This is a genomic window from Photorhabdus noenieputensis, from assembly GCF_018448935.1.
Taxonomy (GTDB): Bacteria; Pseudomonadota; Gammaproteobacteria; order Enterobacterales; family Enterobacteriaceae; genus Photorhabdus; species Photorhabdus noenieputensis.
Genome location: NZ_RCWC01000043.1, coordinates 1 through 12,941 on the forward strand (window position 1 = coordinate 1; position 12,941 = coordinate 12,941).

Annotated in this window: 13 protein-coding genes; 3 read left to right on the top strand and 10 right to left on the bottom strand. The window is 43.5% G+C overall.

The window, feature by feature from the left end:
• Positions 1 to 179 precede the first annotated feature (179 nt).
• Positions 180 to 533, top strand: coding sequence for a jacalin family lectin (locus EAE91_RS21025; protein WP_244868975.1), 354 nt, complete (start codon positions 180 to 182; stop codon positions 531 to 533).
• A 163-nt stretch (positions 534 to 696) separates the two neighbouring features.
• On the opposite strand, the gene EAE91_RS21030 is transcribed toward EAE91_RS21025, so the two are convergent.
• Entirely contained in the window at positions 697 to 1,473 is a 777-nt protein-coding gene (locus tag EAE91_RS21030; RefSeq protein ID WP_214090191.1) for an AraC family transcriptional regulator, read from the bottom strand.
• 228 nt (positions 1,474 to 1,701) lie between these two features.
• Here EAE91_RS21030 and EAE91_RS21035 point away from each other — a divergent pair, with 228 nt between their 5' ends.
• Complete coding sequence (locus tag EAE91_RS21035; RefSeq protein WP_214090192.1) at positions 1,702 to 2,865, top strand: Bcr/CflA family efflux MFS transporter; 1,164 nt, start codon at positions 1,702 to 1,704, stop codon at positions 2,863 to 2,865.
• A gap of 204 nt (positions 2,866 to 3,069) precedes the next feature.
• Here EAE91_RS21035 and fis read toward each other — a convergent pair whose 3' ends face one another.
• From fis to EAE91_RS21060, 5 genes are all read right to left on the bottom strand, one after another.
• Positions 3,070 to 3,366: a DNA-binding transcriptional regulator Fis gene (gene fis / locus EAE91_RS21040; protein WP_010847912.1), complete on the bottom strand. Its 297-nt coding sequence runs from the start codon at positions 3,364 to 3,366 to the stop codon at positions 3,070 to 3,072.
• A 25-nt stretch (positions 3,367 to 3,391) separates the two neighbouring features.
• Positions 3,392 to 4,357 (bottom strand): tRNA dihydrouridine synthase DusB, encoded by a 966-nt coding sequence (dusB, locus tag EAE91_RS21045; protein ID WP_214090224.1) that lies wholly within the window; start codon positions 4,355 to 4,357, stop codon positions 3,392 to 3,394.
• A gap of 283 nt (positions 4,358 to 4,640) precedes the next feature.
• On the bottom strand, positions 4,641 to 5,531 hold the full coding sequence (gene prmA, locus EAE91_RS21050) for a 50S ribosomal protein L11 methyltransferase (RefSeq protein WP_214090193.1): 891 nt from the start codon (positions 5,529 to 5,531) through the stop codon (positions 4,641 to 4,643).
• Positions 5,532 to 5,572: 41 nt separating this feature from the next.
• Complete coding sequence (panF, locus tag EAE91_RS21055; RefSeq protein WP_214090194.1) at positions 5,573 to 7,018, bottom strand: sodium/pantothenate symporter; 1,446 nt, start codon at positions 7,016 to 7,018, stop codon at positions 5,573 to 5,575.
• Positions 7,008 to 7,250, bottom strand: coding sequence for a YhdT family protein (locus EAE91_RS21060; protein WP_214090195.1), 243 nt, complete (start codon positions 7,248 to 7,250; stop codon positions 7,008 to 7,010). The genes panF and EAE91_RS21060 overlap by 11 nt, the downstream gene beginning before the upstream one ends.
• Positions 7,251 to 8,059: 809 nt before the next feature.
• On the opposite strand from EAE91_RS21060, the gene lhgO reads away from it, so the two are divergent.
• A complete protein-coding gene (lhgO, locus tag EAE91_RS21065; protein WP_214090196.1) occupies positions 8,060 to 9,247 on the top strand; it encodes an L-2-hydroxyglutarate oxidase in 1,188 nt (395 codons plus the stop codon).
• Between the two features lie 95 nt (positions 9,248 to 9,342).
• Here the strand turns inward: lhgO and accC are convergent, their stop codons facing one another.
• The 4 genes from accC to acuI form a co-directional block, all read right to left on the bottom strand.
• Positions 9,343 to 10,692, bottom strand: a complete 1,350-nt coding sequence (accC, locus tag EAE91_RS21070; RefSeq protein WP_049582727.1) for an acetyl-CoA carboxylase biotin carboxylase subunit — start codon at positions 10,690 to 10,692, stop codon at positions 9,343 to 9,345.
• Positions 10,693 to 10,704: 12 nt separating this feature from the next.
• Complete coding sequence (gene accB, locus EAE91_RS21075) at positions 10,705 to 11,175, bottom strand: acetyl-CoA carboxylase biotin carboxyl carrier protein (RefSeq protein ID WP_214090197.1); 471 nt, start codon at positions 11,173 to 11,175, stop codon at positions 10,705 to 10,707.
• Between the two features lie 29 nt (positions 11,176 to 11,204).
• Complete coding sequence (aroQ, locus tag EAE91_RS21080; RefSeq protein ID WP_214090198.1) at positions 11,205 to 11,657, bottom strand: type II 3-dehydroquinate dehydratase; 453 nt, start codon at positions 11,655 to 11,657, stop codon at positions 11,205 to 11,207.
• A gap of 208 nt (positions 11,658 to 11,865) precedes the next feature.
• Entirely contained in the window at positions 11,866 to 12,843 is a 978-nt protein-coding gene (gene acuI, locus EAE91_RS21085) for an acrylyl-CoA reductase (NADPH) (RefSeq protein ID WP_214090199.1), read from the bottom strand.
• Between the last annotated feature and the right edge of the window lie 98 nt (positions 12,844 to 12,941).

The window sequence follows — 12,941 nt, forward strand, 5'->3', positions numbered from 1 at the left end:
AAACGAGTCAATTAAGCATTAAAGCGAAGCGTAGACGAATATGGATGAAAACCCAATTTTTGGAGCGAGTATTACAGGCGGGTTTTGCTAATGTGAGTGATATTTAATCATTCATGCGGTTGCCCTGGGCTCTTAATGACGGGAAAAGAATAAAGATCGATTCGTTAACGGGACATATTGTGCGTATTGGAGGGGCTCCGAGAGTCGGAGGGCTGACAGTTGTATTTGATGATGGTAGTAGCCATCGATTAGGTACAATATCTGGTGAGACGGCATCTATTTCTCTGAATGGCAGTCGAATTACCAGTTTGGAAGTATGGGGCAATGGTGCTGTTGATCAAGCGGTCTTTACTTTGAGTGATGGTCGTTCGTTGTCATTTGGCGCACCTGGAACATCTCGATATAGGAAATTTTATGTTGGCGAAAGTCACTATATTGCAGGGATATATCTGTCCAGTGATTACAGCCCATTAGCAGGTCAGGCAGCAAATATCGCTGTATCTTATCAGTTGATAAATGATGATGAAAAATAATAGCTTTTAACAAGTATATTTTATGTACGTAGGATGTTATTAGCTTTTATTTAATTATTTGATGCAATTGCCGACGTCTATGCCCATAGGGGGAATAGCTCCTTTGATGAATAGTTCTTTTGATGTCGGCAATTTTTGTATATTACTTCAATAACTATTTACTTTAACTGCGCTCCTTATAAGCAGACATATATTCCCTTGGTGAACGCCCGGTCATTTTCTTGAAAAAGATTGCAAAAGCACTATCACTGGCAAATTCTAATTCGCTAGCAACAGATGACAAATTACCCTGTTTTGCCAGTAATTCTATAGATTTGATTAAACGCCATTGTTGTCGCCACTGTTGATAACTGAGTCCTGTTTCTCGGCGAAATATCCGACTGATGGTTTTTTCACTGGCTCCAATATTCATGGCCAGTATTTTGAGCGGTGGTGGCAGTGTGGTCAGAGGAATACGGGTCAAACGACGGTCGAAAGGGAGCGGTAATAATGTCGGTTCTCTTTTTGCCAGATGGATTTCGTCAAGACAAACTGCCAATAGGTTAGCGACAGCTCCATGTAACCAATCTGTATTAAAGGGAGCCAGCGCTATTCGTTCTAATACTTCACGAAACAGAGGTGTAACTTCCAATACCTCAACGTTTTCTGCTAAGCATCCGATCCGATTTACATCCAGATAAATCGAGCGGTATCCGACGGATTCTTTTATCTCTGCCCTATGAATAATACGCGGTGGAATCCAGGCGACCCGAGTTGGTGGAAGTATGCATAACTGATCTGCCAGGGTGATATTGATGCATCCTTGCTGAGTGAATAGTAATTGCCCCATCTCATGTTGATGAAATCCTGAGTCATGCTGACCTAGTTCAGCCGCAATTCCCACTACCGGTACTCCAAGGCTATCAGGATCAAAACTATCATCACGAGAAAGCCATGCCATATTGATGTCCTATTTAATAAATAAAATGTCTTTATTATTATAATATGACAGTTAAGGGCATGCTAATTTACGTTTTATACCCGTTATCTTTCAAGTTGCCTCTTTGTTGGCTGCACTCGCTCACCCCGGTCACATCGTTATCTATGCTCCCGGGGATTCTCTCCCTTGCCGTCGCGATGCATCTTGAAATCCATAGGGTATATTGTCTAATTGATTGAGAAAAATACAATGCAACGTAAACTTGGACTTACTTTGGCAACAGCGCTGATGATGTTTCCACAAATTGTAGAAACCATCTATAGCCCGGCATTAACCAATATCGCAAAGGAATTTAAAGTGAGTGCTGAGCAGGCTGCTCAAACGCTGTCTTTATATTTTTTCGCTTTTGCTATCGGTGTGGTCGTTTGGGGGCGTATGTGCGATCTCATAGGCAGACGGCTAACGTTATTGAGTGGATTGTTACTCTATAGCGGTGCTTCGTTAATGGCATTACTAAGCCGTCAGTTTGAGTTGTTACTGGCGGCCAGAATGTTATCTGCATTTGGGGCCGCAGTGGGCTCGGTAGGAACGCAAACAATGCTGAGAGATTCTTACCAAGGAAGTGAATTAGCTCGGGTGTTTTCTATTATGGGCGTCGCCTTGGCCATAGGTCCGGCAGTTGGCATGATAAGTGGTTCTATCTTGGTCTACTTCTGGGGGTATAAAGGTGTCTTTTCCGGCTTGTCTTTACTTGCGGTATTACTATCAGGCTGGTCTGCTATTTGTCTGCCTGAAACCCGTCCAGCGTCAATGGTAACAATACCGCTAATTAGTACTTTAATTATCATGCTTAAGGATGTAGCAATTTGGTGTAATGCGCTGTTAATAGCCCTCTTTAACCTATGTTTGTTCAGTTATTACCAATTAGCTCCATTTAATTTTGAGCGGTTAGGATTCTCTCCTGAGATGTTTGGTTACACCGGATTATTTTTGGCATTGGGAGTAGGCATTGGCGCTTGGTTGAATAAACTCTTGCTGAACAAACAATGGAATTCATCAAATTTAGTGTTGCTTGCTTCTGTTATTGTCCTAATTGGAGGCGGGTTGATAATGGTTCTGGAGGATACTTGGTTGTTTATTCTGCCTATGATTTTGATTGTTGTGGCCTACGGAATTGCAATTCCTAACATCCTGGCTTCTGCATTGACTGATTATACGGATAGATTGGGGACGGCAGGAGCATTATTGGGGTTACTATATTATTTGATGTTAGGTGGCGGTTTGGCGCTAGCGGGTTGGAACCAACATCTTGGGATTGTTTTGATATGTTGTGGTTGTTTTATCCTATTGTTGGCTGTAACCAATTATTTCAAATTAATGAGAGCTAAAGACAACCTATCAGTTGTGGAATAACCTGACATTGGGAAGATTTGGAATTATGGTAAACCAATCAGGTAAAAAAGAGGTTTGATGCAGACGATGTGGGTTTTTAGGAACGAATAATAACGCAGACGCTGCCATGTCAGGCCCGTACATTTAGCATATATTTTGTGGTTTGGCAAAAAAGGCACTTTACCAAGAGGTACAGCGCCTTTTTTAATGAACTAACTTTAGTGATTAGTTCATGCCATATTTTTTCAATTTCTTACGCAGTGTGCCACGGTTGATGCCCATCATCAGGGCAGCGCGCGTTTGGTTGCCACGGGTGTATTGCATCACCATGTCCAACAATGGCTGTTCCACTTCAGCCAATACCAGCTCATACAGATCATTAACATCTTGACCGTTTAATTGAGCAAAATAGTTCTTCAGTGCTTGTTTAACTGAATCACGTAAAGGTTTTTGGGTTACCTGATCTTGTGAATTTACAGTAGCAACGGTTAGTACGTCAGAATTTACGCGTTGTTCGAACATAGTTCTGTCAGCTCTTTTCTTTATATTACGCAAAATTTTCGAAATATGCCCCCAACACCTCCAGCTGTTCGCTGGCATCCTCTATGGTGTTGAATGTGCGCCGGAACTGGTCATCAGGAGCATGTTCCCGGAGATACCAGGATACATGCTTACGTGCTATACGGGCTCCCTTGCCTGGACCATAAAAGTCGTGCAATTCCCGTACGTGCTCGCTCATTAAACGCTGCACTTCGCCAATCGGCATCGGTGACAGCAGTTCCCCTGTTGCCAGATAGTGCTGGATTTCCCGGAAGATCCAGGGTCTTCCCTGAGCAGCGCGGCCTATCATCAGGGCATCAGCCCCGGTGTATTCAAGCACTGCTCTGGCCTTAAGCGGGTCAGTAATGTCACCATTGGCAATAACCGGAATGGCAACAGTCTGCTTAACTGTCCGAATATTGTCGTACTCTGCTTCTCCGTTAAATAAGCAGGCACGAGTCCTGCCGTGGATCGTCAGAGCTTGAATACCACAATGCTCGGCCAATTGGGCAATCTTTACACAGTTTCGTTCTTCTGGCGACCATCCAGTGCGGATTTTCAGCGTAACAGGAACATCTACTGCGTTTACAACGGTAGAAAGAATTCTTTCCACCAATTCTGGGTAACGTAGTAAAGCCGAACCTGCTAGCTTACGATTCACTTTCTTGGCTGGACACCCCATGTTGATATCAATGATCTGAGCACCATTAGCGACGTTTATCTTCGCTGCCGCTGCCATTTCATCGGGATCACTGCCAGCGATTTGCACGGAACGAATTCCCGGTTCGTCACTGTGAACCATACGTAGCCGGGATTTGTCTGTCTTCCAGACCTGTGGGTTGGAAGATAGCATTTCCGATACTGTCATACCTGCACCCATTTTGTAACATAGTGACCGAAACGGACGGTCAGTTATGCCAGCCATTGGGGCCGCAATAAGACAGTTTTTCAGCTGGTATTGTCCGATACGCATAAACGAAGAAAGAGTGGCCATACTGTGACTGCAAGGGCGCGTATATTACGCATTTTTCGCAAAATATGAAAGGCCAAACTTTGAGCAAATCGTCATTTGTTACAACTTTTTTCCAGCTTTTCTTCTGTGGTAAATATAATTATTCATAAATAACATGGTGTTATATGTTATTGGTAAAGTTTGTCACTTAGGATTTTTCTATCAGCAAGTTTGCTGATAGCACGGATTACCATCAATAAGTGATCAAAATTCACACTTGAAATTATAACAAAATAAAATAATTTCAATTTGTTGCTATTTTTGTCCCAGATATCCGACACCACTCTTCCTGTTCCGCAACAGGATCGATGACGAATTTATCAGTATAAGCCTGAATAACACTTTCTGCTTGGTTCGTTAAAATACCTGATAAACCTAACAAGCCACCCGGTTTTGGTAATGCACCAATTACAGGGGCGAGTTCACGCAGAGGGCCTGCCAAAATATTAGCAATTACTACATCAGATTCAAGATCGGCTGGTGCATCTTTCGCCAAATATAGCGTTAAACGCTCCAGAACGCCATTACGTTCTGCGTTGTCTCGGCTGGCTTGAATAGCTTGTGGGTCGATATCTATGCCAATAGCGTGCGTTGCACCGAGTTTTAACGCGGCAATTGCCAGTATGCCGGAGCCACAACCAAAATCGATAACCGTTTTACCTGCCAGATTGAGACTGTCTAGCCATTGCAGGCATAACGATGTGGTTGGGTGAGTACCGGTACCAAAAGCCAGTCCAGGGTCCAGCATCACGTTGACAGCATCAGGATCAGGGACGTCGCGCCAGCTTGGACAGATCCACAAGCGGTTGCCAAAACGCATTGGGTGGAAGTTATCCATCCATTCACGTTCCCAGTCTTTGTCTTCCAACTGCTCAATTTTATGAATAAATCCTTTACCCAACTCAGGAACTTGTTCGAGCTGGCTGATAACTGCTTTCATATCTGTTTCAGCATCATAAAGCCCGATGACATCTGTATCTCCCCATAAGCGAGTCTCGCCTGGTAGGGGTTCGAATACGGGATTATCGTGGCTGTCTTGAAAGGTGACGGATACTGCTCCATTTTCCATCAGAGTATCTCCAAGGGATTCAGCGAGCTGTCCTGTAGTATTTAATCGAAGTTGTATCCAAGGCATAAAAAATTCTCCTTATTGAAAATAGATTAAAAGTGACCAACTTAGTGTGGTCTGGCCGCTTTTGGCGGTAATCGCTGACCGATGATATTACCCATCCCGAAAGCCAACAGGCTAAGTAACAATGATGGCACGATCGGATGGAAGCCCAATAGATGGATATTGAAACTAGCAAGCAGAGTGTAGCTTGTTGCCCCGGTAATCATCGAACTGATAGCGCCATAGGCATTGGCTTTTTCCCAATACAGGCCCAGAACTAATGGCCAGAGGAATACGGCCTGTAAGCCACCGAAGGCCAATAGATTCAGCCAGATAATCATCTCGGGTGGGTGCCAGGCGGCTAAAAGTAGCAACAAACCAAGAATTAGGGTAGAAAAACTGGAAATTCGGGCGAGTCTTTTTTCCTGTACGATTTGTTGTGGAAACAGGTTTAGGTAGAGATCTTTGACGATGGTTGCAGAAGATTGCAGCAGTTGTGCATTAATTGTGGACATAATGGCGGCCATCGGTGCGGCTAGAAAAATTCCAGCAGCGAATGGTGGCAATACAGTGATCATCAATGTTGGGATCACCTGATCGGGAATGGTCAAATCAGGAATAATGGCTCGACCAATTGCTCCAGCTAAGTGCATACCAAACATGAGGAGCGTCATGACGATGGTTCCGATGATGATGCCACGGTGAACAGCTTTGCTATCGCGGTAGGAGATGCAACGAACGGCAGTATGAGGTAATCCAATTACCCCAAAACAGACCAGTATCCAGAACGATGCCATGAAAGGTCCGCTAAGGATATGGTCTGCGCCTTGTGGGGAAACCAGCTCAGGATTAATTGTGCGTAATGTGGTGACTGCTTCCGACAGACCTCCCGCCTTATAGATAATTGCTACCAGCAATAGAACAGTGCCTAACAACATGACCAGCCCTTGTAGGGCATCATTGAGGACACTCGCTCTGAACCCCCCAAATGCGGTATAGAGAGCGATAGAGATACCGAAAATCATTAATCCGGTGCCATAAGGGATACCCGCAGCAGTTTCCAGCAGGCGTGCACCACCAATAAACTGAACGGTCATCGCGCCAACAAAAGCGACTAAAAGACTTAGGCTGGCAAACCAAACCAGAAAACGACTGCCATAACGGGCATACAACATGTCATTGAGAGTAACCGCATTATAGCGACGGGCAAGAATGGCAAATTTTTTACCTAATACGGCCAAGGAAAGCCATATTGCCGGCAACTGAATCAGCGACAGTAATACCCACCCCAGACCATATTTATAGGCTGCCCCCGGCCCGCCGATGAATGAGCTGGCACTGATATAGGTGGCCGTAATGGTCATTGCCAATACAAAGCCGCCCATTGAACGGTTGCCAAGGAAATACTCAGTCAGGAAGGGGCCTTTCTGGTGGCGTCGATAAGCGTAAACTGACAGGAGAAATACCAGCGCAAGATAGCCAAGCAGAGGTAAGATAACTTCACTTTGCATTCTCATCCTCCAGCGGGACTTCTTTGAAAATAAACTTCACCATTAACCAGCAGAGGATGATGAATACGGCTGGTAGTAACAAACATGCCATTTCAAACCAACGAGGTAAGCCAATGACACCGGGAGCATCACTGGGTAAATAGGCTGCCAATAGCCAGCCAATAAGGTAAGCAAGTGTTAGGAACACTGCCCAAAGTGCTTCTTTATGGGATTGAACAAATCGTCTGTCCATTCGTTCTTCCGGTAATTAAATAAATTAGAATGGGAAGGGAAGGATTGTACGGCAAGATGTGAATTTATTCAGGAAAAATGTGATATAAAGTAAGTCATTTGAGTTTCGCTTAAAAACTTTTCTACATGAATAGATTATCTCGTATTCTTGTAACATAACCCATATAAGAAAAAGCATTTTCTGAATATGTTGATCGCATTTTTATCCTATTTTTCCCACAAGATGATTGGTAATGTTATAAACAAATTTAGGTTGTTTATTTATTGGAGACTAATACTGTGAAAAGAAATATGAAATACAATGAAATTAAATTATTGCCCGGCAATAACTTATTTGATATTGGTTATCATAATTTGCTATTGAGGGGGAAATTCAAAAGATCGGCAAAACATTTTTATCGAACGTGATAGTTTCTACTGGAGGAATCTACTGCCTTATGGTCATTAGCTGTGCTAATATCTGGAATATTAAACTGAAATGCCCATATATGTTGTTCAATACACAAGAGTTTTATCGCGATACGTTTTTCTTAACGGGTATTATGATCTTGAGTTTTATACTTTTTCTTTTTTAGTAAAAATATGTCACACTAAAACTTAATTTTTCAGATAACTGCCTAATTTATTTCACGTTATTCAGTTGTGGCTATTTGTTTTTTTACTACACTGATTTGAATGTAATCAGAAAGTGTATTTCCAATGCAACGAATTGTGTGCTGACAGTTATTGTTATTAGTGTAGTTTTACTCATTGGTAAAAATCTAGAAAAATGGGCTGAACGGTAGCTGAATCAATAATAGGGAATAAGGTATGTATGATTATATTATTGTCGGTATTGGTATTGTTGGGCTTGGTGTTGCTAATGCATTGCAGGAAGCTCAGCCGAACATCAAGATATTGATGTTGGATAAAGAGAGCACACTAGCCAACCATCAAAGCGGTCACAATAGCAATGTCGTGCATTCAGGCATTTATTATAAACCCGGCAGCTTGAAAGCCCGCCTGGCGACGCGTGGTAATAAAACCATGTTCTCTTTTTGTCGCCAGCATGGCTTGTACCATGATCGTTGTGGCAAAGTTATTGTTGCTACACAGCCAAAAGAGTTGCCGTTATTGGAAAATCTCTATCAGCGTGGATTGCAAAATGGTCTGGACGTTAGCCGCTTAAACCGTTTGCAACTTAATGAGCGCGAGCCACACGTTAATGGGTTGGAGGCGTTACTTGTACCCGATGCTGGTATTGTGAACTATAAAGAGGTGGCTGATAAACTGGCAGAAATTATCCAGCAGCGTGGCGCTACCTTGGTTTATAGCCAAAAGGTTACTGCCATTAAAGAAAGCAGTGATAAAGTAGAAGTTGTCACGCTACAGAATAGTTATCGGGCAAAATGGTTGATTAACTGCGCCGGATTGCATAGTGATCGTATCGCTCGTTTATCAGGCTATGATATTGGCATGAAGATTATTCCCTTCCGTGGGGAATATTATGTGTTGAATAGTGAAAAAAATTACCTGATCAACCATTTGATTTACCCAGTACCTAATCCAGATTTTCCTTTCCTTGGTGTGCATTTTACCCGTATGTATAACGGTAAACGCGATATTGGTCCGAATGCTGTATTGGCATTTAAACGTGAAGGCTATAAAAAAACCGATATTAACCTAAAAGATCTGAGTGAAATATTGGGCTACCGTGGTTTTTGGAAAATTGCACGTACCTATTTTAGTGAAGGAGTAGCGGAGATATACCGTTCATTATGTAAAAAACAGTTTGTTGCTAATGCCCGTTGCTTGATTCCTGAGCTTAATGCCGAGGATATTGTTCCTGGCCCCGCGGGTGTGCGTGCTCAAGCACTGACTGCCGATGGTAAGTTGGTTGATGATTTTCATATTGTCACGGGTATGCGCTCACTGCATGTTTGTAATGCGCCTTCACCAGCAGCGACCGCTTCAATTGAAATAGGTCGTGAAATTGTTCACCAATATTTGCCTGTGTGAATACAAGATAATATAGGAATAGATAAAAAGGAGCGTTTGAACGCTCCTTAAAACATATTGATGTTATTAAACCGGTTGATGTTATTAAACCGGTTTTAAGTTTCCTGTAATCCCAGTTTTTTCTCCAGATAGTGGATATTAGTGCCACCATTCTGAAAGTTTTCATCATTCATTATCGCCTGTTGAAGCTCGATATTTGTCTTGATGCCGTCAATGATCAATTCTGCCAATGCGTTTTTCATACGAGCAATGGCATTGTCACGATTTTCACCGTAAGTAATCAGCTTACCAATCATTGAATCATAGTAAGGGGGGACGGTGTAGCCAGCATAAATATGCGATTCCCAACGTACACCAAATCCACCCGGTGAGTGGAAACGGGTAATTTTACCTGGGCTTGGCAGGAACGTGTTCGGATCTTCGGCGTTGATACGACACTCAATAGCGTGACCACGAACAACAACATCTTTCTGCTTAATTGAAAGTGGCATACCTGCGGCAATCCGCAACTGCTCTTTAATCAGGTCAACACCGGTAATCATTTCTGTCACTGGATGTTCGACCTGAATACGGGTGTTCATCTCAATGAAATAGAATTCGCCGTTTTCATACAGGAATTCGAAAGTACCGGCACCACGATAGCCAATTTCGATACATGCGTTAGCACAGCGTTCGCCAATGCTGCGACGCATTTCTGGCGTAATGCCTGGTGCAGGCGCTTCTTCGACAACTTTCTGGTGACGGCGTTGCATAGAGCAATCACGTTCAGCCAGATAAATTGCTTGACCTTGACCGTCGGCCAATACTTGGATCTCAATATGACGTGGGTTCTCAAGGAATTTTTCCATATAAACCATATCGTTATTGAAAGCAGCTTTTGCTTCCGCACGGGTCATATTGATTGATTGTTCTAGATCTTTATCACTGCGGACGACGCGCATACCGCGACCGCCACCACCACCGGATGCTTTGATGATGACAGGATAGCCGATGCGTTTAGCAAAGGCTTTGTTTTTCTCTGTGTCATCAGACAATGGGCCATCAGAGCCAGGTACACAAGGAACGCCCGCTTTTTTCATCGCATTGATGGCAGAAACTTTATCACCCATCAGGCGGATCGTTTCTGCTTTTGGACCGATAAAAATAAAGCCGGAACGTTCAACCTGTTCAGCAAAATCTGCATTTTCAGACAGAAAACCGTAGCCAGGGTGAATGGCTACTGCGCCAGTGATTTCTGCCGCGGAAATAATCGCCGGGATATTCAGATAGCTTTTTGCAGAAGCTGCCGGGCCTATACAAATGGTTTCGTCTGCCAGCAGGACGTGTTTTAAGTCACGATCCGCAGAGGAATGTACCGCAACGGTTTTGATCCCCAACTCTTTACAAGCTCGCAGGATACGCAGGGCAATTTCACCACGGTTAGCAATTACAATTTTATCAAGCATGGGAACGCCTCGTTATTCGATGACGACCAACGGCTCGTCAAATTCAACGGGTTGGCCGCTTTCCACAAGAATCGCTTTAACCACACCGGCTTTGTCGGCTTCGATCTGGTTCATCATTTTCATTGCTTCAACGATGCAGAGGGTATCACCTACATTGACATGTTGGCCGATTTCAATAAACGGTTTCGCATCTGGGCTAGGCGTACGATAGAAGGTACCCACCATTGGTGAGCGAACAACGTGACCATTGATTGCAGCCGGTTTTTCGCTGACCGTTTCTGGCAGAGCTTGAGAAGGAGCAACAGCATTAGCCAGTGCAGGTTGTTGCGCTGTGATGGGAATATATTGTTGAGCTGCCGGAAAACTCTGGGGGGCTAATGCGCGGCTGATGCGCACTGACTCTTCCCCTTCAGAAATTTCCAGTTCAGAAATGCCAGATTCTTCAACCAGCTCGATCAGTTTTTTTATCTTACGAATATCCATGAGTGTGATTCCGTACTCTTCTGTTTAATTTAGTTGAGTTTTGACAAGCGGTTTACCGCTGCCTGTAATGCAAAGCTATAGCCATCTACCCCTAAACCGCAGATTACACCAACGGCAAGATCTGAAAGATATGAGTGATGACGAAATGGCTCGCGCGCGTGAACATTGGAGAGGTGGATCTCAATAAATGGGATCTTCACTGTCAGCAATGCATCACGCAGTGCCACGCTGGTATGCGTGAATGCAGCAGGGTTAATCAAGATAAAATCAGTATTACCCTGTGCAGAATGAATTCTATTTATCAGCTCAAATTCTGCGTTGGATTGCAGATGACTGAATTTAACCCCTGATTGATAGGCTTCTTCAGACAATTTGCTGACGATATCATCAAGCGTTAAGTTGCCATAAATATCAGGCTCCCGGGTTCCTAACATATTTAGGTTAGGGCCATTAAGGAGTAAAATGTGAAACTTATCTGCCATTGTGCTGGTATCTCCGGCAATTTGTCAACAATGTGCCAACATAATCCGATATTAGCGATTTGTCATCTTTTTATAACAGCCACAAGTTCATTTCGGCGATAAAGCTCGACATTATAATGATATCGTAGCATTTAGCAGCTAAATACTGGTCTTATCAGAAAAAATGTCAAGAATAAAACCACTGTACTTTAGAGGCTAATCACAATTCTTAACGAACTCTTACCAATGTACGTCCTGTAACCTGATTAGCTATCAATTTATTGGCGTATTCCACGGTTTGTTCCAGCGTTATCTCCGTAGTTGCTTGCTGATAAAAAGAAGCGGGTAATAGCTTTTGCAGGCGTTGCCACACGGCGGGTCGTTTGGCTGATGGAACAGTGACAGACTCTACACCTTGTAGACATACGTTACGTAAAATAAATGGCATCACTGTTGTGGGCAGATTTGCATCACCGGCGAGGCCACAAGCGGCAACGGTACCGTTATAGTGAGTTTGAGCCAGTATTGTTGCCAGTACATTACCGCCTACGGTGTCAATGGCTCCGGCCCAAAGTTGTTTTTCCAGTGGGCGAGGTGGTTGGTTAAGTTCATGGCGCGGCAAAACTTTTTTTGCCCCTAGAGATAACAAATATTCATGATTTTCTTGTCTACCGCTAACGGCAACAACGGAATAGCCAAGTTGTGAGAGTAGTGCTATTGCTGTACTTCCTACACCACCGCTGGCACCTGTCACAATAACATCACCACTTTCTGGCTTAACGCCACCTTGTTCCAGGGCGATAACGCACAGCATTGCAGTAAAGCCAGCAGTACCAATGATCATTGCTTGTCTGCTATCCAAACCGGCAGGTAAAGGTGTCAACCATTCGCCTGAAACTCTGGCTTGTTCTGCCAGTCCACCCCAATGATTTTCTCCTACCCCCCAGCCGGTTAATAATACATGTTGACCGATATGAAAACGGGGATCTTCGGTACTGTGTACAATGCCAGCGAAATCAATACCCGGTATCATTGGGAATTGGCGGATAATTTTCCCTTTACCTGTGATGGCTAATGCGTCTTTATAGTTCAGAGTTGACCAGTGAATATCGACGGTAACGTCTCCTACGGGAAGATAAGATGCATCAACTTCTTCTATGGACGCTGATAATTGGTTCTGTTGTTGTTTGAGTAGCAGGGCTTTCATTATTGTTCCGTTCTCTGTAATCGATTTTGTCATTAAATAAGGATAGATAAAAATGAGTAATTTACATAAGGTAGATAAGAAAAAATAAAGTGTTGGTG

What these genes read in the sequence shown, in the direction of transcription:
- EAE91_RS21030 (WP_214090191.1), bottom strand. Translation starts at nt 1,473, where the DNA reads ATGGCATGGCTTTCTCGTGATGATAGTTTTGATCCTGATAGCCTTGGA.
- EAE91_RS21035 (WP_214090192.1), top strand. Translation starts at nt 1,702, where the DNA reads ATGCAACGTAAACTTGGACTTACTTTGGCAACAGCGCTGATGATGTTT.
- fis (WP_010847912.1), bottom strand. Translation starts at nt 3,366, where the DNA reads ATGTTCGAACAACGCGTAAATTCTGACGTACTAACCGTTGCTACTGTA.
- dusB (WP_214090224.1), bottom strand. Translation starts at nt 4,357, where the DNA reads ATGCGTATCGGACAATACCAGCTGAAAAACTGTCTTATTGCGGCCCCA.
- prmA (WP_214090193.1), bottom strand. Translation starts at nt 5,531, where the DNA reads ATGCCTTGGATACAACTTCGATTAAATACTACAGGACAGCTCGCTGAA.
- panF (WP_214090194.1), bottom strand. Translation starts at nt 7,018, where the DNA reads ATGCAAAGTGAAGTTATCTTACCTCTGCTTGGCTATCTTGCGCTGGTA.
- EAE91_RS21060 (WP_214090195.1), bottom strand. Translation starts at nt 7,250, where the DNA reads ATGGACAGACGATTTGTTCAATCCCATAAAGAAGCACTTTGGGCAGTG.
- lhgO (WP_214090196.1), top strand. Translation starts at nt 8,060, where the DNA reads ATGTATGATTATATTATTGTCGGTATTGGTATTGTTGGGCTTGGTGTT.
- accC (WP_049582727.1), bottom strand. Translation starts at nt 10,692, where the DNA reads ATGCTTGATAAAATTGTAATTGCTAACCGTGGTGAAATTGCCCTGCGT.
- accB (WP_214090197.1), bottom strand. Translation starts at nt 11,175, where the DNA reads ATGGATATTCGTAAGATAAAAAAACTGATCGAGCTGGTTGAAGAATCT.
- aroQ (WP_214090198.1), bottom strand. Translation starts at nt 11,657, where the DNA reads ATGGCAGATAAGTTTCACATTTTACTCCTTAATGGCCCTAACCTAAAT.
- acuI (WP_214090199.1), bottom strand. Translation starts at nt 12,843, where the DNA reads ATGAAAGCCCTGCTACTCAAACAACAACAGAACCAATTATCAGCGTCC.